Origin of the sequence: Hymenobacter glacialis, from assembly GCF_001816165.1 — a bacterium.
GTDB classification, from domain to species: domain Bacteria; phylum Bacteroidota; class Bacteroidia; order Cytophagales; family Hymenobacteraceae; genus Hymenobacter; species Hymenobacter glacialis.
Genome location: NZ_MDZC01000051.1, coordinates 19,288 through 38,755 on the forward strand (window position 1 = coordinate 19,288; position 19,468 = coordinate 38,755).

The 19,468-nt window shown below is 58.6% G+C and carries 16 protein-coding genes; 7 read left to right on the forward strand and 9 right to left on the reverse strand.

Annotated features, from left to right (window positions below):
• The first annotated feature begins 48 nt into the window (after positions 1-48).
• Genes BEN48_RS06830 through rsgA form a run of 3 tightly spaced genes read left to right on the forward strand, consistent with a single transcriptional unit; the run spans position 49 to position 2,907 of the window.
• Complete coding sequence (locus BEN48_RS06830; RefSeq protein WP_070733858.1) at positions 49-642, forward strand: peroxiredoxin; 594 nt, start codon at positions 49-51, stop codon at positions 640-642.
• A 46-nt stretch (positions 643-688) separates the two neighbouring features.
• Positions 689-1,939, forward strand: a complete 1,251-nt coding sequence (locus BEN48_RS06835; protein WP_070733859.1) for a 3-deoxy-D-manno-octulosonic acid transferase — start codon at positions 689-691, stop codon at positions 1,937-1,939.
• On the forward strand, positions 1,936-2,907 hold the full coding sequence (rsgA, locus tag BEN48_RS06840; protein ID WP_193408661.1) for a ribosome small subunit-dependent GTPase A: 972 nt from the start codon (positions 1,936-1,938) through the stop codon (positions 2,905-2,907). Before BEN48_RS06835 ends, rsgA begins: the two co-directional genes overlap by 4 nt.
• A 70-nt stretch (positions 2,908-2,977) precedes the next feature.
• Here the strand turns inward: rsgA and BEN48_RS06845 are convergent, their stop codons facing one another.
• Entirely contained in the window at positions 2,978-3,595 is a 618-nt protein-coding gene (locus tag BEN48_RS06845; RefSeq protein ID WP_070733860.1) for a fasciclin domain-containing protein, read from the reverse strand.
• A 182-nt stretch (positions 3,596-3,777) separates the two neighbouring features.
• On the opposite strand from BEN48_RS06845, the gene BEN48_RS06850 reads away from it, so the two are divergent.
• Complete coding sequence (locus BEN48_RS06850) at positions 3,778-4,239, forward strand: peptidylprolyl isomerase (protein ID WP_070733861.1); 462 nt, start codon at positions 3,778-3,780, stop codon at positions 4,237-4,239.
• A 132-nt stretch (positions 4,240-4,371) separates the two neighbouring features.
• On the opposite strand, the gene BEN48_RS06855 is transcribed toward BEN48_RS06850, so the two are convergent.
• Entirely contained in the window at positions 4,372-4,950 is a 579-nt protein-coding gene (locus BEN48_RS06855) for a DUF3109 family protein (protein ID WP_070733862.1), read from the reverse strand.
• Between the two features lie 101 nt (positions 4,951-5,051).
• Between BEN48_RS06855 and BEN48_RS06860 the strand changes: the two genes are divergently transcribed.
• From BEN48_RS06860 to murA, 3 genes are all read left to right on the forward strand, one after another.
• On the forward strand, positions 5,052-7,298 hold the full coding sequence (locus BEN48_RS06860) for an ATP-dependent helicase (RefSeq protein ID WP_070733863.1): 2,247 nt from the start codon (positions 5,052-5,054) through the stop codon (positions 7,296-7,298).
• Between the two features lie 86 nt (positions 7,299-7,384).
• Positions 7,385-8,134 (forward strand): DUF4290 domain-containing protein, encoded by a 750-nt coding sequence (locus BEN48_RS06865; protein WP_070733864.1) that lies wholly within the window; start codon positions 7,385-7,387, stop codon positions 8,132-8,134.
• Between the two features lie 141 nt (positions 8,135-8,275).
• Positions 8,276-9,583, forward strand: a complete 1,308-nt coding sequence (murA, locus tag BEN48_RS06870) for a UDP-N-acetylglucosamine 1-carboxyvinyltransferase (RefSeq protein WP_070733865.1) — start codon at positions 8,276-8,278, stop codon at positions 9,581-9,583.
• Between the two features lie 100 nt (positions 9,584-9,683).
• On the opposite strand, the gene BEN48_RS06875 is transcribed toward murA, so the two are convergent.
• The 7 genes from BEN48_RS06875 to BEN48_RS06905 all read right to left on the reverse strand — a co-directional run bounded on the left by BEN48_RS06875 (position 9,684) and on the right by BEN48_RS06905 (position 19,262).
• On the reverse strand, positions 9,684-10,022 hold the full coding sequence (locus tag BEN48_RS06875) for a phage holin family protein (protein ID WP_070733866.1): 339 nt from the start codon (positions 10,020-10,022) through the stop codon (positions 9,684-9,686).
• Between the two features lie 27 nt (positions 10,023-10,049).
• Entirely contained in the window at positions 10,050-11,147 is a 1,098-nt protein-coding gene (locus tag BEN48_RS06880) for an agmatinase family protein (protein ID WP_070733867.1), read from the reverse strand.
• A gap of 154 nt (positions 11,148-11,301) precedes the next feature.
• A complete protein-coding gene (locus BEN48_RS06885) occupies positions 11,302-11,934 on the reverse strand; it encodes a chemotaxis protein CheC (RefSeq protein WP_241502201.1) in 633 nt (210 codons plus the stop codon).
• A gap of 56 nt (positions 11,935-11,990) precedes the next feature.
• Positions 11,991-13,631, reverse strand: coding sequence for a chemotaxis protein CheA (locus BEN48_RS06890; RefSeq protein WP_070733869.1), 1,641 nt, complete (start codon positions 13,629-13,631; stop codon positions 11,991-11,993).
• Positions 13,632-13,736: 105 nt separating this feature from the next.
• Positions 13,737-14,123 carry a response regulator gene (locus tag BEN48_RS06895; protein ID WP_070733870.1) on the reverse strand — a complete coding sequence of 129 codons (387 nt, stop codon included), beginning with the start codon at positions 14,121-14,123 and terminating at the stop codon, positions 13,737-13,739.
• A gap of 75 nt (positions 14,124-14,198) precedes the next feature.
• Positions 14,199-14,729 (reverse strand): chemotaxis protein CheW, encoded by a 531-nt coding sequence (locus BEN48_RS06900; protein WP_070733871.1) that lies wholly within the window; start codon positions 14,727-14,729, stop codon positions 14,199-14,201.
• Between the two features lie 96 nt (positions 14,730-14,825).
• The gene (locus BEN48_RS06905; RefSeq protein WP_241502202.1) at positions 14,826-19,262 is read right to left on the reverse strand and encodes a methyl-accepting chemotaxis protein; all 4,437 of its coding nucleotides are present in this window, start codon (positions 19,260-19,262) and stop codon (positions 14,826-14,828) included.
• Between the last annotated feature and the right edge of the window lie 206 nt (positions 19,263-19,468).

A 19,468-nucleotide genomic window follows, 5' to 3' on the forward strand; every position in this document is an offset into this window, starting at 1 on the left:
GGCTCAAGTCCCGTACAAGGAATCAACTAACCTCATAATGCTTTCAAAATGGCAGTTCTCGTAGGCAAGCGCGCCCCTTCTTTTAAAGCCACCGCCGTTATTGACGGCACTTTCGAGGAGGATTTTTCGCTGGACCGGTACCTGGGCAGAAAACACGTGCTGTTCTACTTCTATCCTACCGACTTCAGCCTCATCTGCCCCACCGAGATTCTGGCCTTTCAAGACCGTCTGCCGGAGTTTGAGCGGCGGGGCGTGGCCGTGGTTGGCTGCTCTACCGATTCGCAGTACGCCCATCTGGCCTGGCAGCTCAAGTCGCGCGATACGGGCGGCATTGCCGGCGTTAAGTACCCGTTGGTGGCCGATGCCACCAAAACAATTGCGGCCAACTACGACGTGCTGGGCGGGCATTACGACTACAATGCCCAGGGCGAGATGACCTACACCGGCTCGCCGATGGCGTACCGCGGCCTGTTTCTCATTGATAAAGACGGCATTGTGCGGCACCAGCTCGTCAACGACCGGCCCTTGGGCCGTAGCATCAACGAAGCGCTGCGCATGGTGGATGCGTTGCAGCACTACGAGAAAAATGGCGAAGCCTGCCCCGTCGATTGGCGAGCCGAGGACCACAGCAGCAATTTCTAACGGCGCTGCTCGTGCGGGCCGGCGTTGCGTGGCGTAATTTTGGGGCTTGCTCTTCTTCTATAACATAGCCCTGGGCCTGTATGGCCTGCAGCTGCGCCTGGTAGCGCCTTTTGTGCCCAAAGCCGCCGCCTGGGTAGCAGGGCGCAAGGGCTTGCTGGCCCATATTCGGAACTCCATCGGGGCCGATGCGGCACCTCGCGTCTGGTTTCATTGCGCCTCGCTGGGCGAATTTGAGCAGGGCCGGCCTTTGCTCGAAGCGTATCGCCTTGCCCATCCCGGCACCAAGCTGGTGCTCACATTCTACTCGCCCTCGGGCTACGAAATCCGAAAGAGCTGGCCCGGCGCTGACTATGTCTTTTACCTGCCGCTCGATACCGAGTCCAACGCCAAGGCTTTTTTTGACGTCGTCCGGCCCCGGCTCGTGGTGTTTGTGAAATACGAGTTCTGGTACCATTTCCTGAACCAGGCGCATGAGCGGGGCATTCCATCCGTGGTCGTATCGGCCATCTTCCGCCCCGACCAGGTTTTCTTCAAGCCCTGGGGAGGGTTTTTCAAAGGAATCCTCAAGCGCTTTGCCCACATTTTCACCCAGAACGACGCGTCGGCTCAGCTCCTGCGGGCAGCAGGCATCCGCCAGGTGAGCGTAGCCGGCGATACCCGCTTTGACACGGTGGTGGGCACGGCGGCAGCGTCGCCCCGCTCCCTGCCCCTGGTAAATGCTTTTGTAGCCGATGGAGCGCCCGTGCTGGTAGTAGGCAGCAGCTGGCCCGAAGACCTGCCGGTTCTGGCGCCCCTCATCCTACGCTACGGCCCCGAATTGCGGGTGCTCGTGGCCCCACACGAGATAACCGAAACCAATTTGCGCCTGGTAGAGGCCGCCTTTCCGGGTCTGGTGCAGCGGTACTCGCACGCCGATGCGGCCACTGTGGGCCAGGCCCGCATCCTGCTTTTTGATAATATCGGGCTACTCAGCCAGCTTTACCGCTTCGGCAAATACGCCTACATCGGTGGGGCATTTGGCAAGGGCCTGCACAACACGCTGGAAGCCGCGGCATTTGGCTTGCCGCTGTTTTTTGGCCCTACCTACGCCAAATTCCAAGAAGCCGTGGAGTTGGTTGCCCTCAAATGCGCGTTTCCAGTAGCAAGCGCAGCGGACCTCGAAACTACTTTTACCTACCTCTGGCATCACGAGGAAGCCCGCCTGCGGCTCCAGGACGCCATGCTTGACTACGTGCACGGCCAGGCCGGCGCCACCCGCACCATAATGGCCGCTCTGCCCGGCCTCACCGCCTCATGACTCCCGACCTCCTCCCTGCTCCTGCTACCCCCAACCCCCTGCTGCACGGCACGGTGGTGAAGTCCACCGGCTCCTGGTACATCGTGCGCGGCCTCGAAACCGGCCAGCTCTACCGGTGCCGCCTGCGGGGCAAATTCAAGATAAAAGGGTTGAAGGTGAGCAACCCCCTGGCGGTAGGCGACCACGTGGAGTTCACGGTAGAAGCGCAGGCCGAAGGTGCGGCGGTTATTTCGCACATCGTGCCGCGGCGCAACTACATCATTCGCCGCTCGGTGCATAAAACCGGTCATTCGCACATTGTGGCCGCAAATCTGGACCAGGCCCTGCTCGTCGTCACGCTGGTATCGCCGGCCACGTCATTCGGCTTTATCGACCGGTTCCTGGTCACGGCTGAGGCCTACCACGTGCCCGTCACACTGCTTTTCAATAAAACCGACCTCTACGACGCCGAGGGTTTCGAGTACCAGGCCGAGATTGCGGGCATGTACGCCAGCCTGGGCTACCCCAGCCTCACCTGCGCGGCCACTACCGGCGAAGGCGTCCCGGAAATCGACCACCTGCTCGATGGGAAAGTAAGCCTGCTGGCCGGCCACTCCGGCGTGGGCAAGAGCACGCTCATCAATGCCCTGGTGCCCGACCTGGACCTGAAAACGGCCGAAATCAGCGAATTTTCTGACAAAGGCGTGCACACCACCACGTTTGCCGAAATGCTGGAGGTGCGCCCCGGCACCCACATCATCGACACGCCAGGCATCAAAGAACTGGGCCTTGTGGACATGCCCCCGGCGGAGCTGGCCGGGTACTTTCCCGAAATGCGCGCCCTGCTCAACCAGTGCCGCTACCACAACTGCCAACACACCCACGAGCCCGGCTGCGTGGTGCGCGAGGCCGTGGACCAGGGCCGCATCGCCCTCCCCCGCTACGACAGCTACTTGAGCATGCTGGCCGGCGAAGACAACCGGCATTAACCGACCTGAAATCCAAAAAAAAGCCCCGCCGGTTCTCACCAGCGGGGCTTTTTGCAGGAACTAAGTTGCTTTACTTAGCAGGTGGCAGAATCACGGAGTCAATAACGTGGGTCACGCCGTTGCTGGAGATAACGTCGGCGATTTGTACGGTAGCGGGGGCATCTTTGCCGTTGCCAACCATCACCATGCCGTCTTTCACGGTTACTTTCAGTTTCTCACCGTTCACGGTGGTCAGCTCCTGGCCGTCTTTCAGGTCGGCAGCCACGAGGCGACCGGCGATAACGTGGTAGGTGAGCACACCGGCCAGTTTGGCTTTGCTGGCGGGCTCCATCAGGCCAGCTACAGCACCCTTAGGCAGCTTGTCGAAAGCGGCGTTGGTGGGAGCAAATACGGTGAAAGGGCCGGCACCTTTGAGGGTTTCAACCAGGCCAGCAGCTTTCACAGCCGACACCAGCGTGCTCACGCTCGAAGCGCCAGCGGCGTTGTCCACGATGTCCTTGTCAGCCGTCATGGCCACACCGTCTACCATTACGCCCTCCGGCTTGGCCATGCGAGACGAGTCACCTTCCATGGTGGCTTCCATGTCGGTGGCCACTACTTCGGTTTCGGTCTTGGTTTCGGTGCTGCAGCTAGCCAGCATGAGCGACGTGGCCAAAGCGGCCAAAAGGGGGGCAAATTGCTTTTTCATGAAAAATGAAGTGAATTGGGTACTGTAAGAATTAATATCTGCGAATATGAGGATTCGCCGTCGAGCTTACGAAATGCGAAACCCCTTTGGATGTTTCGGACCCAACCGATTTCCTACCTTCGTTGTTATAGCAGCCCCGCAAAGGGCCTACCATTTATTTCTTCCTCCAAACCCGAGAATTCATGAAAACTGCCGAAATCCACACCAAGAAAGGTGTTATGAAGGTTGAATTTTACGAGCAGGACGCTCCGAAAACCGTTAAAAACTTTATTGACCTGGCCGAAAAAGGCTATTACGACGGCCTGAAATTTCACCGCGTCATCCCAAACTTTGTGATTCAGGGCGGCTGCCCCAACACCCGCGCAGGCGCCAATGGCCAGCCCGGCACCGGCGGCCCCGGCTACAAGATTGACTGCGAAACCAGCGGCAACAACCAGTACCACGAGCGCGGCGCCCTGAGCATGGCCCACGCCGGCAAAAACACTGGCGGCTCGCAGTTCTTCGTGGTGCACGACCGCCAGAACACCGCCCACCTCGACCGCGTGCACACCGTATTCGGCAAAGTAGTAGAAGGCGTGGAGGTTATCGACCAGATTCAGGCCAACGACGAAATCGAAAAGATTGTGGTGAAGGAGCAGGCGTAAGCTCTTGCCTAAAAACCAGAACGTCATGCTGAGCGCAGTCGAAGCATCTCTACCGCCATACTAAAATTGATTAGTAGCGCGGTAGAGATGCTTCGACTTCGCTCAGCATGACGTTCTTTTTTGGCGTTTTTGTTACTTTTTCTCCGGCGTCGGGTTCTCAATTTCCCGCACTAGCTCCCCGTACCAGTCCTCGCCGTACTTGCGAATAAGCGGGTCTTTCAGAAACTGGTATATCTTCACCCCGAGGGTACTGCCGAACGAGCAGGCCGGATTGCAAATACCCCACCGGTCGTAGTTAAGCGCCTCAAAGCCCTCGTATTTGGTAATGCGAATGGGGTACAGGTGGCAGCTGATGGGCTTTTTGAAGGTAGTAGCACCGGCCAGGTAGGCTTGCTCGATGCCGCATTTCAGAATGCCGCGCTCGTCGTAGAGGGCGTAGGCGCACTCCTTATCGTCGATGGTGGTGGTGCTGAAATCGCCTTCCCAGTCCTTAATGTACAGGCCCTGCGCCTCAATGGCCGCCCGGCCCGCATCGGTGAGAAAGGGCTTGATGTTGGCGTATTCCTGCTCCAGAATCTTGAGCTCGGGCTCTTCGAGTGGGGCGCCCAAGTCGCCCTCCACGCAGCAGGCGCCCTTGCAGGCTTCGAGGTTGCAGACAAAAAAGTTGTCGGCGATGTCGTCGGAGATGACCGTTTCTTGAATAATAATCATTAGAACAAAGATAACCCCGCCCACGGGGCTAGAAATTCGTTGCGCCCCCTACCCGGTGGCCGTATCTTTGTCAACCGCCCAAAAGGCGGCTTAATTCGCTGATGGCTCTAGATTATTTATCCCTACTGAATGGCTCGCAGGCGGCCGCGGTGATGCAAACCGAGGGCCCGTGCATGATTATAGCCGGTGCCGGCTCAGGCAAAACCCGGGTACTCACCTACCGCATTGCCAACCTGCTCGAAAAGGGCGTGGACCCGTTCAACATCCTCGCCCTCACCTTCACCAACAAGGCCGCCAAGGAAATGCGCGCCCGCGTAGAAAAGGTGGTGGGCCCAGCGGCCCGCAGCCTGTGGATGGGCACTTTTCACTCGGTGTTCGCCAAAATCCTGCGTTCCGAAGCTGACAAGATTGGCTACCCGCGCAGCTTCACCATATACGACTCTCAGGATTCTAAAACCCTGATGGGCCAGATTGTGAAAGAGCTGGAGCTGGACGACAAGCTCTACAAATCCAGCTTGGTGCTGGGCCGCATCTCGGCCGCCAAAAACAAGCTGATTTCGGTGAACCAGTACCTCAACGACGCATCCATCAAGGCCGACGACGAGGCGGCCCTCCGGCCCAAAATCGGGGTGTTGTATCAGCAGTACCAGCAACGCTGCTTCAAGGCCGGCGCCATGGACTTCGACGACTTGCTTTTCAACACCAATGTGCTGTTTAAAGACCACGTGGATGTGTTGAATAAGTACCAGAACATGTTCCGGTATGTGATGGTGGACGAGTACCAGGACACCAACTATTCGCAGTATTTAATTACCCGCAAACTGGCCGCGAAAGAGCGGAATATTTGCGTAGTGGGCGACGATGCGCAGAGCATTTACGCCTTCCGCGGCGCGGATATTACCAACATTCTCAATTTCGAGAAAGACTACCCCGAATTACAGGTGTTTAAATTGGAGCAGAATTACCGCTCCACCAAAAATATTGTCTGGGCGGCGAATTCGGTTATTAAAAACAACCAGGCGCAATTGCGCAAAGACGTATTTTCGGAGAACGAGGATGGCACCCTGATTGAGGTGCTAAAAGCGGCTTCCGACAACGAGGAAGGCAAATTGGTGGCTGCTTCCATCTTCGAAGACAAAATGAACGGGCATTTGTCGTACGACAATTTTGCTATTCTTTACCGCACCAACGCGCAAAGCCGCGCGATGGAAGAATCGTTGCGGAAATTAAATATCAAATACAAAATTGTTGGGGGCCTGAGCTTTTATCAGCGCAAGGAAATCAAGGATTTAGTGGCTTATCTGCGCCTCACCGTCAACCAGAACGACGAGCAAGCAATTCGACGGGTAATTAATTACCCGAAGCGCGGAATTGGTGATACGACCATCAGCAAACTCATTACCACCGCCGACGAGCAGAACCACACCCTGTGGGAAGTGGTGGCCAACGCCGACCAGTTTATGCCCTCACGGGTGAGCAACCCGGTGGTGGGATTTGCCGAAAAAATCAAGAGCTACATTGCCGTAGCGTCCAAAGAAGATGCCTTTGAAGCAGCCAAGTTCATTGCCAAGAACTCGGGCATGCTGGAGGAACTGTATGCTGACAAGAGCATCGAAGGCCTCTCGCGCTACGAAAACATGCAGGAGCTGCTCAACGGCATTAAAGAATACGTAGACGACCCCGAGCGCGAGGACAAAAGTCTCGGCGCGTTCCTGCAGGACATTGCCCTGGTCACGGATTCCGACTTGAAGGACGCGGCCCAGGAGGGCGAGGCCGTGACGCTGATGACCATTCACTCGGCCAAGGGCTTGGAATTCCGCAACGTGTACATCGTGGGCATGGAGGAAAATCTCTTCCCCAGCCAGATGATGATTACCTCGCGGGCCGACTTGGAAGAGGAGCGGCGCCTGTTTTACGTGGCCATTACGCGGGCCGAGAAAAAGCTCACGCTGAGCTACGCCACTTCGCGCTACCAGTGGGGCAACCTGCGCAGCTGTGAGAAATCGCGCTTTCTGGACGAAATCGACCCGCAGTACGTCAACTTCAAGTTTGCCGCCGGGCCGGGCGCGGGCGAGTCGCCATTTCAGCACGTGTTTGAGCGACGCTCGAACCTGGTTCCGGTAGCGCCGCGCAAGGTGCAGGCCACCAAATACGTAGCCCCGGCCGACTTCACTCCTTCCGATACGTCGAACCTGCAAAGCGGGCAGCGCGTGGAGCACGCCAAGTTCGGCTTTGGCGTGGTGAGTGCCCTCGAAACGCAGCAGGGCACTACCAAAGCCACCATCCAATTTGAGGAAGTGGGCGAGAAAGTGCTGCTGCTGAGTTTCGCCAAGCTGCGCCTGCACTAATCTTCTGCCGCCAGCAAGGCCGAGGCATGCATCCATCGACCTATCTTTGGCCTGGGCCCGTCGCCGACGCCCCTCTATTATACCTTATGACCGACCTGACCACCCTGCCCTTCCACCTGCAACTGCTGGTGCGCGAATACGGGCACAGCACCTACCAGCTCATTCTGGGCCTCAAAGACATTGAGGACGTGGCCGAGCGCACCAAGCGGGCCGGGCAAATAGTGCAACTGATGCTGCGCCTGCAGCCGGCCTTGCGCGAGCTGCCCGAAGTGCAAACCCGCCTCTGGAACCACCTGCACGCCATGGCCGGCGAAGACGTGGCCCTGGAGGCGCCGGTGCCGCTGCGCAGCCTCACCGTGCGCACCGAAAAGCCTGCCCGCGTCCCCTACCCGCGCCAAGGCCCGAAGCTGCGCGCCTACGGCGTGGCCGTGGAAGCTCTTATCGCCAAGGCCGTGACCCTTGAGGACGCCGCCGAGCGCGAACAGGCCACCGTACAGATTGGCCGGACCATGAAGTTCCTGTACCGCCAGCACAACAAGGAAAATGCCAAGGACGTGACCATTCTGCGGCATCTGGGGGAGCTTTCGGGCGGCCAGCTCAAGCTTGACCCGGCCGTGGTAGACAGCGATAACCTGTTTGAAATGCCGGCCGGTACGGGTATAGCCAAGGCTTTCATCGTGCCCCAGCCCCAGCAGCGCGAGGGCCGTGACCGGCGCGAGGGCCGCGACAACCGCGACGGCCGCGACCGCGACAACCGGGGCAATGGCTTCGGTAACAAAAGTGGCAAGAAGCGTAAGAAAGGCCGTAGCCAGGAGCCCCAGCAGCCCCCTCAGTAAAATCCTCTTTTAGAACGTCATGCTGAGCTTGCCGAAGCATCTCTACCGCTACACTAATTTAACTTAGTTGCGCGGTAGAGATGCTTCGGCAAGCTCAGCATGACGTTCTGCCAATTCAGAATACCGATTACAGATAAACATATGGCAGCATTTGAAGTACGCGGTGGCAAACCACTGCACGGTGAAATCACGCCTCAGGGCGCTAAAAACGAAGCTCTCCAAATTCTGTGCGCGGTATTACTGACGTCGGAGCCGATTACCATTAGCAACATCCCCGACATCCGTGACGTCAACAAGCTCATTGAGCTGTTGCGCGATTTGGGCGTGAAAGTGGGCAAACTGGCCACCGATACCTATATTTTCCAGGCCGAGCACATAAACCTCGACTACATGGATACGCCGGAGTTTGTGGCACAGGCGGGCTCTTTGCGGGGTTCGGTCATGATTTTGGGGCCCATGCTGGGCCGTTTCGGCCGCTGCCAGCTGCCTAAGCCAGGCGGCGATAAAATTGGCCGCCGGCCAATGGACACCCACTTTTTGGGGCTGGAGAAGCTCGGTGGCAAGCTCACCTTGGAAGGCCTGGATTTCTACCGCATCAAAGTAGAAGGTAAGCTAACGGGCACGCATATGCTGCTCGACGAAGCCTCTGTGACGGGCACGGCCAACATCCTGATGGCCGCCGTGCTGGCCGAAGGTACCACCACCATCTACAACGCTGCCTGCGAGCCATACCTGCAGCAGCTGTGCCGCATGCTGGTGCGCATGGGCGCCAATATCCAGGGCATCGGGTCGAACCTGCTCACTATTGAGGGCGTGCAAAGCCTGGGTGGCACCGAGCACCGCATGCTGCCCGACATGATAGAAATCGGGTCTTTCATTGGCCTCGCCGCCATGACCGGCTCCGAAATTACCATCAAAGACTGCCAGATTCCCGAGTTGGGGCTCATCCCGGACACCTTCCGCAAGCTGGGCATCCAAATTGAATTCCGGGGCGATGACATTCACATTCCGGCCCAGCCGCACTATGAAATTGCCACCTATCTGGACGGCTCCATTCTCACGGTAAGTGACCATACCTGGCCTGGCTTCACCCCCGACCTGCTTAGCATAGTGCTGGTGGTGGCCTGCCAGGCCAAGGGCACGGTGCTTATTCACCAGAAGATGTTCGAGAGCCGCCTGTTTTTCGTGGACAAGCTCATCGACATGGGCGCTCAGATTATCCTCTGCGACCCGCACCGCGCCACCGTCATCGGCCTCGACCACACCAAGCGCCTGAACGGCATCACCATGACCTCGCCCGACATCCGGGCTGGCGTGGCCTTGCTCATTGCCGCCCTATCGGCTGATGGCACCAGCACCATCCTTAACGTGGAGCAGATTGACCGCGGCTACCAGTTCATCGACCAGCGTTTGAACGCGCTGGGTGCGGATATTCGGCGTATTCAGTAGCATCAGCGCCAATAGCAGCAGCCAAAGGTTGACACTACAAAAAAAGCCCCCGCTGAATTATCAGCAGGGACTTTTTTTTTAATAAAGGAATTTCCGTTCGCTAATCCACAACTAAGTCAACCACAGCATTTACGATGGACAATGCAATGCTGAACAGCAGCGCATTGAGCAGGCCGTGCACATCGAAGCTGCTCATCATGAAATCGGCCAGCTTAACGATGATGACGTTGATGACCAGCAGGAACAGACCCAGGGTGAGTACCGTGATGGGAAAGCCCAGAATTTTGAGAATAGGTTTCACAACGGCGTTCAGCACACCGAGCACCAGCACCAAAATAGCCGCGCCCCCAAAACCAGTCAGCACCACGCCGGGCAGCACCATACTGAGGCCGTATACCAGCACGGCCGTGAGGATGAATTTTATTATAAAACCGAGCATGTGAAAAGAGCTTGAGGTGAAAACAAATTAATCAGCTACCTCCATGCCCTTAGCAGTGAGGCGGCCTTGTGATACGGCCATCCAATTACAAAGTTGGTAGAGCAGGCGGGCACCCACAATGCCGTTCCAGTCGCTGTCGCCAGGTGCTACTTCGTTGAGGTCACAGCCGATGATGGTGATGCCGGACCGCACTATGGAGCGAATCAGGTAGGTGGCTTCTTCAAACTCCAGGCCGCCGGGTACGGGCGTGCCGGTACCGGGGCACAGCTTGGGGTCCAGCCCGTCGATGTCGAAGCTGATGTACACTTTGGGAGGCAACTGGGCGATGATTTTACCGCACACCTTTTTCCAGGATTTCTTGGCAAATTTTTCGTCGCTCAAAAAGCGCTGGCTGAACAGCGCCACCCGGCCATTGGAAGTGGCAATGTATTCGGCCTCCTGTTGGCACATGTCGCGGATGCCTACCTGCACCAGCTTCTTCACCTGCGGCAGCTCCAGGGCATTGTGCATAATGCTGGCATGCGAGTACTTGAAGCCCTCGTAGGCCGGGCGCAGGTCACAATGCGCGTCGAACTGCAATATGGCAAACTCCTGGTGGCGCTCGGCCAGCGCGTGCAGGTAGCCCAGCGGCGTGCTGTGGTCACCGCCAAGTACCACCACGCCCTTGCCTTCGTCGAGCAGGGCACCGGTTTTTTCTTTCAGCCATTGCACCATTTTCACCCCTTCGGCCGTGACCCGGGCGGGCACGCTGCTGTGGGTGCTAGTCCCGTCTTCGGGCTGGCCTTCCTCCAGCCAGGTGATGTAGCCGGCGGCCTGCGGCCGGAGGTTGTTGCTGGCCTGCAGAATGGTTTCGTCTTCCTCTTCCATGGCCAGGCCCAGTTTCCAGGCCTCGGGGAGGTCTGGGTCGTACAAGTCTACCTGCAGGGAGGCCTCATGGATAGCGGCAGGACCTTGGGCGGTACCGGCGCGGTAGCTCACGGTTACTTCCCACGGCACGGGCACCACCACCACCTGGGCCTCCTCGGGCGTGAAGGGCAGGCCAAACAAGCCACCAGCGGCATCGCCGGGCGCATTGGGGTCGAAGGAAGCTATTTTTTTGGCTCGCGCGGCCTCGTGTTTAGACATCGGTGTATGTATTGGGAGTTAGAGTATAAAAACCAAGGCCGCCAAAAGGAATAAATCCACTGGCGGCGTTGGGCTGACACTAAGGGCACCGGGGAAGCACGCCGGCAAAAATGACGCTCAAACCCAGCTTCCCCATGGAAAATGGTACGAAGGCCTAGGCCGACATTTGACTTCCCAGAAAGTCGTAGCTGCGGATGATTTCGAGAATCTTCGTGAACGTTTCGCGGTCAAAAAAGAGCATCAGCGGCAGCTCCACCATGTTGTCTTTGTCGGAAAACTGGGTGATGACCGAGAAAATGAGGGGCTGAAGCTGGTGCTCGGGCATCAGGCTGTTCATTATTTCAGCAATATCACCGTGCGGGGCGGTAGGCGGCGCACCGTAGATGTTGGCCTTTAGTATGTTAGCCAGCTGGGTGACCAGCGCACCGGTTATGATGTTACTAATCTCCAGTAGCAGCGATTCCTGCAGCTCGTTCACATCGAGGGTTTCGGTGGTTTGCATGCGCAAACACACGCGGGACAGGCGCTGTATGTGCTGGCCGGAGAAGAACATCAGCGTCGTGCCATTGAAATCGCCCCGAATGTCGGATTGAATCGGAACGTGCTTGGCCTGGTACTCACGCACCCGAACCATTATGTCGTCGCTCACGAGCAAGTCAATGTTCGGCACTTCCAACAAAACCCGTTCCTGGGCAATTACGGCGAACGAATCGGCGGCGCGGGCCAGGCCAATGTTCAAAATCTCGCGAATTATATCACGCTCTAAGTCGGTCATCGATAAATCCATAACGTCGATAATAGGGGAAGTGCAGCTGCGAGGACTGGGATGAATGAAAGGAAAAGTTAAGGCCGTTTGGCTAGAAACAAACGGGTGAGCGCGGGCACGTCCAGCACCAAGCAGACTTGGCCGCTACCGAGCAGGGTGACGCCCCCGAACAGGTCGATAGTGTCCAGAGGCTTGCTAAGGGGCTTTATGACGATGTTCTGCTGACGCATGAACCGGTCAACCACCAAGCCCAGGCGGCGGTTATTGTAATTGACTACCAATACGTGTTGCGTGCCCTCAATGTCGCTTTTGTTGGCCGCTGGCAAGGGCTCGACGCCTTCGTCGTATAAAAGCTGGCGCAACGGTACCAGTGGCACGCTTTGCTCGTGTAAATGGGTGACCATCACGCCACCCACCACCGAAATCTGTCCGGGGTGCAGGGCCAGCACGGTGTCGGTATGCATGAGCGGAATGGCATAGGGCCGCTCATCTACCTCTACGAGCAAAGCGCCCTTAACGGCGATGGAAGTGGGCAGAACCAGTGTAAAAGTGGTGCCCACGCCCATTTCGGAATCTACCCGCAGCTGACCACCCAACGAATCCAGGGCAAGCTTAACTACATCGAGCCCCACGCCGCGCCCCGAAATATCGGTCACTTTCTGGGCCATCGAGAAGCCGGGCTCGAACAGGAAAGCCCACACGGCTTCTTTATCCAACCCAGCGGCAGTATGGGCCGTGGTCAGGCCGCGCTCCACCGCTTTGCGTCGCACGGCTTCGGTGTCGATGCCGCGGCCGTCGTCCCGCACCTGGAGCAGCACGTCGTCGCGCTCCGTCATGGCCGAGAGCGTGAGTTTTCCTACAACCGGCTTGCCGGCTTTCAGGCGGTTTTCGGTGGTTTCGAGGCCGTGGCTGACAGCGTTGCGCACAAGGTGCAGCAGGGCATCGGTGATGATTTGCAGAATGTTGCGGTCAATCTGCACGTCCTGGCCACTCAGGGTCAGTTCCACTTCCTTGTCTTCGGCACTGGCCACGTCGCGCACCACACGGGGAAATTTATTGAGCAACACGCCCACGCCCACCAGGCGGGCATCCATCACGCTGTACTGCAGGTCGTCGGAAATGCGGAACAGGTGCTGGGCAGTAGCCAGCAACGCCGGATTGTCGAGCTCCTGGGCCAGGGTCATAATCCGGTCGCGGTCAATCACCAGCTCGCCCACAAGGTTGAGCAGGTTATCAAGCTTTTTGACCTGGATGTATACCAGGTCCGAGAGCTCCATTTTGCGGTTGGACTCTTCTTCGGTTTCACCCGCTTCGGCTTCGTCAAGAACGGGGGCTTCGCCGCGCACCACGCGGTCCAGGTTCTCGAGCAGAGCGGTGGCATCCGGCAAGGGCTGGCTGGCCCCCACTGCCCGTATCATGCTTCCCAGCGCATCAACGCCAGCAAAGACCACCTTAATCAAGGCGCCACTGAATTCCCGCTCTTTGTCCCGAATGAGTCCGAAGATGGTTTCCAAGTGGTGGGCTATTTCACCCAAATCGGTGAAGCCCATGGCCCGGGCATTGGCCTTGAGGTTGTGCATGAGCCGGAACAGCTCATTAAGGGCGGGGCCCGCGTTTGGGTTGCGTTCCAGCTCGCTCAAATGCCGGCTCATGGAGTCGTAGTACTCCAAAGCTTCGGCCATGAAGAGCTCCCGGTATTCCTGGTCGCGCGTTTTCATTGGCCGGACATCATGACGGTGGCAAGTAAAAAATCTACCGCGCGCGGCCACGAACCACCGTTGCCGGTGGCTTGTAGTCGTGCATGGGTAGATGGCTGCTGCACCTTACGCGGTTTGCTCGCTCGCGCCGTTCTGCAACGCCGCGCCCACAATTTCCAGTACCTTCTCCTCGGAGAAAGGCTTAACGATGTAAGCGAGAGCACCGTTTTCAATGGCCTCATTCACAATAATTTCCTGTCCTACCGCGCTGCACATTACCACCTTAGCCGAAGGCTGAATCTGGCGCAGGTTCTTGAGTACGTCCAGACCGGTGTTGTCGGGCAGAATGACGTCGAGGGTAATCAGGTCGGGCTCCGTCGAAGTGGCCATTTCCAGCGCCTGCGCGCCGTTGGCAGCCTCGCCCACTACTTCGTAGCCGGCATCGGTGAGCATGTTTTTGAGCATCGTGCGCATGTAAAATGAATCGTCGACGATGAGAATGCGCTTGTTCATGGGTATGGAAGACTTGATTGTAATTCGAATAGAGGCGGGCTCTTTGGCTCAGCCCCGGGTTGTACGGGGAAGCGGCTACGAAGATGCCACTTTGCCCGGCAGCCGCATCACTTCGCTTGGTGTGAGCAGCTTGCGCATGTCGAGTACGATGATAATGCCGCCTTCGGGCAGCTTGGCAATGCCTTCAAGGTACTTGTCGCGGGTGCTGGAATCCTGCACAAACTCAGGAGCGGCCTCAATCTGGCTCAACGGCATTGTTAAGGGCCGGGGCACTTCGCGCACCATCAGGCCCAGCGTGTAGTCGGCAGCTTCCACGGCTACCGTGTAGCTGCGCTCGGGCAAGGGCCGGCCCGCCGGACGCAGGTTGAACCGCTCCTCCAAGTCGATGATGGCGATTATATCGCCGCGCAGGTTGGCAATGCCTTTAATAAAGGGTGGGGTTTTCGGCATCCGGGCCACATCGGGCGTCACCGTCACTTCCTTCACCTGCTCAATGCGAATGCCATAGTCCTCGTCGCCCAGCCGAAACACGATGAGCTGAACCAGTTCGGCCGGTTTGGCGCGCTCGGGTTTTGCGGAAGAAAAGGCGGTGTCAATCTCGGCCATGTGGTGGTTGGTTGGTCAGCAATCAGAAACATGTAGCGAACAGCCAGCCGCTGGCAAGAACCAGGCGGTTGGCTGCTCACTACTTCATTTCCTTAATTACTTGGCTTTGGCTTTTGATTTGGAAGCGGTAGGTTTCTCAGCCTTGCCGTCGGCGGGCGCTTTGCTGTTTTTGGTGGCTGCGGGTTTGGGCGCAGGCTTGGCCGCCGGGCGGGCGGCGGGCGCCGGGCTCGGGGCTTCGGCACGCTGTGGACGGGCGCGGCGTTCGGGCTTGGCTTGGGCGGGTGCTGCTTCGGGAGCAGCGGCTTCGCCCCGACTGGTGCGCCGCGCCATGCCACTGCGCCGGCTGTTGTCGGCGTAGTCGGGCATTTGCTGCTGGTTATGGTTTTGTCCCCGCTGGGCAGCCATCCCCGACTGTGGTGCCGGAGCATATGAGTCGCGGTTTCGGTAAGCCTCGCGGGCACTGGCCCCGCGGCGCACGGGCATGGGCTCCGGCTCGGGTTCCGGCTCGTAGGAGCTGAGCTGGAAGGTTTCGAGGCCCGCCTGCAGGTCGTCGGCAATGTCGGTGAGGCGCTGCGAGCTGGTGGTGAGCTCCTGCATGGCCGTGGAGAGCTGCTTGGCGGTGCCGGCCACCTGCTGGGTGCCGGTAGCCGTTTGCTCGGCAATGGCTACCACTTCTTCCACGTACTTCACCACGTCGCCAATCGAGGCTTTTTGCACCTCAGTAGCTGTGAGAATGTCGCGTGAGGTGCGGAGCGTTTCGCCGCTGCTGGTGGCAATGTTCTTAAAGGCTGAGCTGGCTTCGAACGTGGCGTTCTTGCCTTTCAATACCCGGTTTTCCATGGTCGAAATAGCGGTGGCGGCCGAGGTAGTGTCCTTCCGAACGTCCTCAACCAGCGTGGCAATTTCGTTGGCCGACTTGCGGGAGCCTTCGGCCAGCTTGCGGATTTCCTCGGCTACCACGGCAAAGCCACGGCCGGCTTCGCCGGCGCGGGCTGCTTCGATGGCCGCGTTTAGGGCCAGCAGGTTGGTTTGCGAGGCAATGTCGGTAATCACACCCAGCGACTTGCTGATTTCACCGGACCGGGTGCTCAGTACTTCAATGGTGCGCGAGGTCTGGGAAGCGGCACTGGATATTTCTTCCATGTTTTTCACCACTTCGGCCACCGTTTTCAGACCCAGTTGCGAGGTCTGCTCACCCAGGATAGCCGACTTGTTTACCACGTCGGCCTTGTTAGCCGTTTCCTTGGTGGCCTGCATGATTTCTTCAATCAGCTTAAAGGCCTGGTCGGTTTTCAAAGCTTGGTTCTGAGCGCCTTCGGCCATTTGCTGCATGGCCAAAGCCACGTCTACGGTCACGCGGCTCATCTCCTGGCCCTTGCCGGCCATTTCTTCCGAGGAAGTACCCACAATCTGCGAGGAATCGTTGATTTCGCCGAGCAGCTCGTTGAGGTTTTCCACGGCCAGGTTCAGGGCGTTGGACATGGCGAGGATGTCGCCCGTGGTGGGCACTTCCACGCGCTGGGTCAGGTCGCCTTCCGAGATGGCGCGCACCACGCGGCTCACTTCCAGTACCGGGGAGGCGATGGATTCGATGAGGCCGTTGAGCGTGTCTACCAATTCTTTCCAGGAGCCCGACACGCCGCCCACGGTGGCGCGTTCGGTCAGCTTGCCCTCTACCCCGGCCACTTTGGCCACGCGGCTTACTTCGGAAGCCAAGCGGTTCAGGTCGTCCACCATGCTGTTGATGGTATCAGCCAGCTCGGCTACTTCGCCTTTGGCTTCGAGGGTCAGCTTCTGGGTAAGGTCACCTTTCGATACGGCGGTTACCACCTTCACCAGGCCCCGCACCTGGGTGGTGAGGTTGCTGGCCATGTAGTTCACGTTGTCGGTCAGTTCCTTCCACACGCCGGCCACGTTGGGCACGCTGGCCTGGCCGCCGAGTTTGCCCTCGGTGCCCACTTCCTGGGCCACGCGGGTTACCTCGCCGGCGAAGATGTTGAGTGAGTCCACCATCTGGTTCAGGTTGTCCTTCAGGTCCAACAGCTCGCCGTTGACGTTTACCGACACCTTCTGGCTGAGGTCGCCGCGCGATACGGCGGTAGCCACGTTGGCAATGTCCCGCACTTGAGAGGTCAGGTTGCTGGCCATCGTGTTCACGTTGTCGGTCAGGTCTTTCCAGGTGCCCCGCACGTTGGGTACCGTGGCTTGGCCGCCGAGTTTGCCCTCGGTGCCCACTTCGCGGGCCACGCGGGTTACCTCGTCGCCGAAGATGTTCAGCGAGTCCACCATTTCGTTGAGGTTTTCCTTCAACTGCAGCAGCTCGCCGCGCACGTTCACCGTGATTTTCTGGCTCAGGTCACCTTTTGCCACCGCGGTTGCCACGTTGGCAATGTCGCGCATCTGCGAGGTCAGGTTGCTGGCCATCGTGTTCACGTTGTCGGTCAGGTCTTTCCAGGTGCCACTTACGCGGGGCACGTTGGCCTGGCCGCCCAGAATACCCTCGGTGCCCACTTCGCGGGCCACGCGGGTTACTTCGCCGGCGAAGATGTTGAGCGAGTCCACCATCTGGTTGAGGTTGTCCTTCAGGTCCAGCAGCTCGCCTTTCACGTCCACCGTAATCTTCTGGCTCAAGTCACCTTTCGATACGGCCGTGGCCACGTTGGCAATGTCCCGCACCTGAGAGGTCAGGTTGCTGGCCATGGTGTTTACGTTATCGGTCAGCTCTTTCCAGGTGCCGCCTACGCGGGGCACCACGGCCTGGCCGCCGAGTTTGCCCTCGGTGCCTACTTCGCGGGCCACACGGGTTACCTCGTCGCCGAAGATGTTGAGCGAGTCCACCATCTGGTTGAGGATGTTCTTCAGCTCCAGGATTTCGCCCTTCACGTTCACCGTCATCTTCTGGCTCAAGTCGCCGCGGGCTACGGCCGTGGCCACGTTGGCAATGTCTCGCACCTGCGAGGTAAGAGCCGCGGCCATGTCGTTTACGTTGTCCGTCAGTGCTTTCCACACGCCGGCCACGTTGGGCACGCTGGCCTGGCCTCCCAGTTTGCCTTCGGTGCCCACTTCCTGGGCCACGCGGGTTACCTCGCCGGCAAACAGGTTGAGCGAGGCTACCATCTGGTTGATGTTCTGCTTCAGTTGCAGGAATTCGCCTTTCACGTCCACGGTAACCGTCTGGGTCAGGTCGCCTTTGGCTACGGCCGTGGCCACGTTGGCAATGTCCCGAATCTGAGAAGTCAGGTTCGAGGCCATGTAGTTCACGTTGTCGGTCAGGTCTTTCCACACGCCGGCTACGCTGGGCACCGAAGCCTGGCCGCCGAGGCGGCCTTCGGTGCCCACTTCCTGGGCCACGCGGGTTACCTCGCCGGCAAACAGGTTGAGCGAGTCCACCATCTGGTTCAGGTTCTGCTTCAGCTGGAGCAGCTCGCCTTTCACGTCCACTGTCACTTTCTGGCTTAGGTCGCCCTTGGCTACGGCCGTGGCCACGTTGGCAATGTCCCGCACCTGAGAAGTCAGGTTGCTGGCCATGTTGTTCACGTTGTCGGTCAGTTCCTTCCACACGCCGGCCACGTTGGGCACGCTGGCCTGGCCGCCGAGCTTGCCTTCGGTGCCCACTTCCTGGGCCACGCGGGTTACTTCGCCAGCAAACAGGTTGAGCGAGTCCACCATCTGGTTCAGGTTCTGCTTGAGCTGAAGGAACTCCCCTTTCACGTCCACGGTGATTTTCTGGCTCAGGTCGCCTTTAGCCACGGCCGTGGCCACGTTGGCAATGTCCCGCACCTGCACGGTGAGGTTGCTGGCCATGTTGTTCACGTTGTCGGTCAGGTCTTTCCAGATGCCGCCCACGTTGGGCACGCTGGCCTGGCCGCCGAGTTTGCCCTCGGTGCCCACTTCCTGGGCCACGCGGGTTACCTCGCTGGCGAAGATGTTGAGGTTGTCAATTGTTTTGTTGATGGTTTCGGCCATCAGCTTGAAGTCGCCCGATACCGGAATCTGGAAGCTCTCGTCCAGATTGCCGCGGCTGATGTTCTTCAATACCTTGCCTACTTCCAGTACCGGCACGGCGATGCTGTCCACGAGGCCGTTGATGTTGTTAATCATGTCGCGCCAGAAGCCTGCGGCGCCTTCGGCCGAGGCCCGCGCCTTTAGGTTGCCTTCCACGCCAGCCACTTTGGAGATGCGCGATACTTCGCCGCCCACCCCGCCTATCATTTCCACCATGGAGTTGTAGGCTTCGGCGATTTCGGCAAAGATGTCGTCGTTCTGCTTGGTGAGGCGCACCGACACGTCCCCTTTTTTGAAAGCGTCGAGGGCATACAGCACCCGGTTTAGCTGGTCGTTGACGTAACCAGGGTCCTGCGTATCGATGGAACCACGCGAGCCGCCTTTTTTGCGGGTCAGGTCGTTGTTGGTACGTATAACATCCAGGGACGAGATGGCGCCGAAATCCGGCATTCCACCGGTGACGTTTTCCGTAGCGACCGGCTCAGCCGAACGGCGGGCCTTAGGTTGCGGAGTCTTGGGGGAAGCCATATAGTATAGGAATCAAACGGATGAGTGGAGAGGGCAACGCGAAGGCGAAGTACGGGGACGAACCCCTAATAAACAAAGGTACACCCATTGGCTGCGGTAGTGAACTTGGCAGGACCACTGGCCTGTTTATAAGGGGCGCGGTGCAGCGGCCGTAAAGCTGGTTGCGCCGGCTCATGGAAATAATTGGCACATCTTTGCGGCCAATT

Excerpts from the sequence above, each read along its gene's own strand:
- BEN48_RS06850 (WP_070733861.1), top strand. The coding sequence starts at position 3,778 with ATGAAAACTGCCGAAATCCACACCAAGAAAGGTGTTATGAAGGTTGAA.
- BEN48_RS06875 (WP_070733866.1), bottom strand. The coding sequence starts at position 10,022 with ATGCTCGGTTTTATAATAAAATTCATCCTCACGGCCGTGCTGGTATAC.
- BEN48_RS06860 (WP_070733863.1), top strand. The coding sequence starts at position 5,052 with ATGGCTCTAGATTATTTATCCCTACTGAATGGCTCGCAGGCGGCCGCG.
- BEN48_RS06830 (WP_070733858.1), top strand. The coding sequence starts at position 49 with ATGGCAGTTCTCGTAGGCAAGCGCGCCCCTTCTTTTAAAGCCACCGCC.
- rsgA (WP_193408661.1), top strand. The coding sequence starts at position 1,936 with ATGACTCCCGACCTCCTCCCTGCTCCTGCTACCCCCAACCCCCTGCTG.
- BEN48_RS06885 (WP_241502201.1), bottom strand. The coding sequence starts at position 11,934 with ATGGATTTATCGATGACCGACTTAGAGCGTGATATAATTCGCGAGATT.
- BEN48_RS06855 (WP_070733862.1), bottom strand. The coding sequence starts at position 4,950 with ATGATTATTATTCAAGAAACGGTCATCTCCGACGACATCGCCGACAAC.
- murA (WP_070733865.1), top strand. The coding sequence starts at position 8,276 with ATGGCAGCATTTGAAGTACGCGGTGGCAAACCACTGCACGGTGAAATC.
- BEN48_RS06880 (WP_070733867.1), bottom strand. The coding sequence starts at position 11,147 with ATGTCTAAACACGAGGCCGCGCGAGCCAAAAAAATAGCTTCCTTCGAC.
- BEN48_RS06895 (WP_070733870.1), bottom strand. The coding sequence starts at position 14,123 with ATGAACAAGCGCATTCTCATCGTCGACGATTCATTTTACATGCGCACG.
- BEN48_RS06905 (WP_241502202.1), bottom strand. The coding sequence starts at position 19,262 with ATGGCTTCCCCCAAGACTCCGCAACCTAAGGCCCGCCGTTCGGCTGAG.
- BEN48_RS06845 (WP_070733860.1), bottom strand. The coding sequence starts at position 3,595 with ATGAAAAAGCAATTTGCCCCCCTTTTGGCCGCTTTGGCCACGTCGCTC.
- BEN48_RS06890 (WP_070733869.1), bottom strand. The coding sequence starts at position 13,631 with ATGAAAACGCGCGACCAGGAATACCGGGAGCTCTTCATGGCCGAAGCT.
- BEN48_RS06900 (WP_070733871.1), bottom strand. The coding sequence starts at position 14,729 with ATGGCCGAGATTGACACCGCCTTTTCTTCCGCAAAACCCGAGCGCGCC.
- BEN48_RS06865 (WP_070733864.1), top strand. The coding sequence starts at position 7,385 with ATGACCGACCTGACCACCCTGCCCTTCCACCTGCAACTGCTGGTGCGC.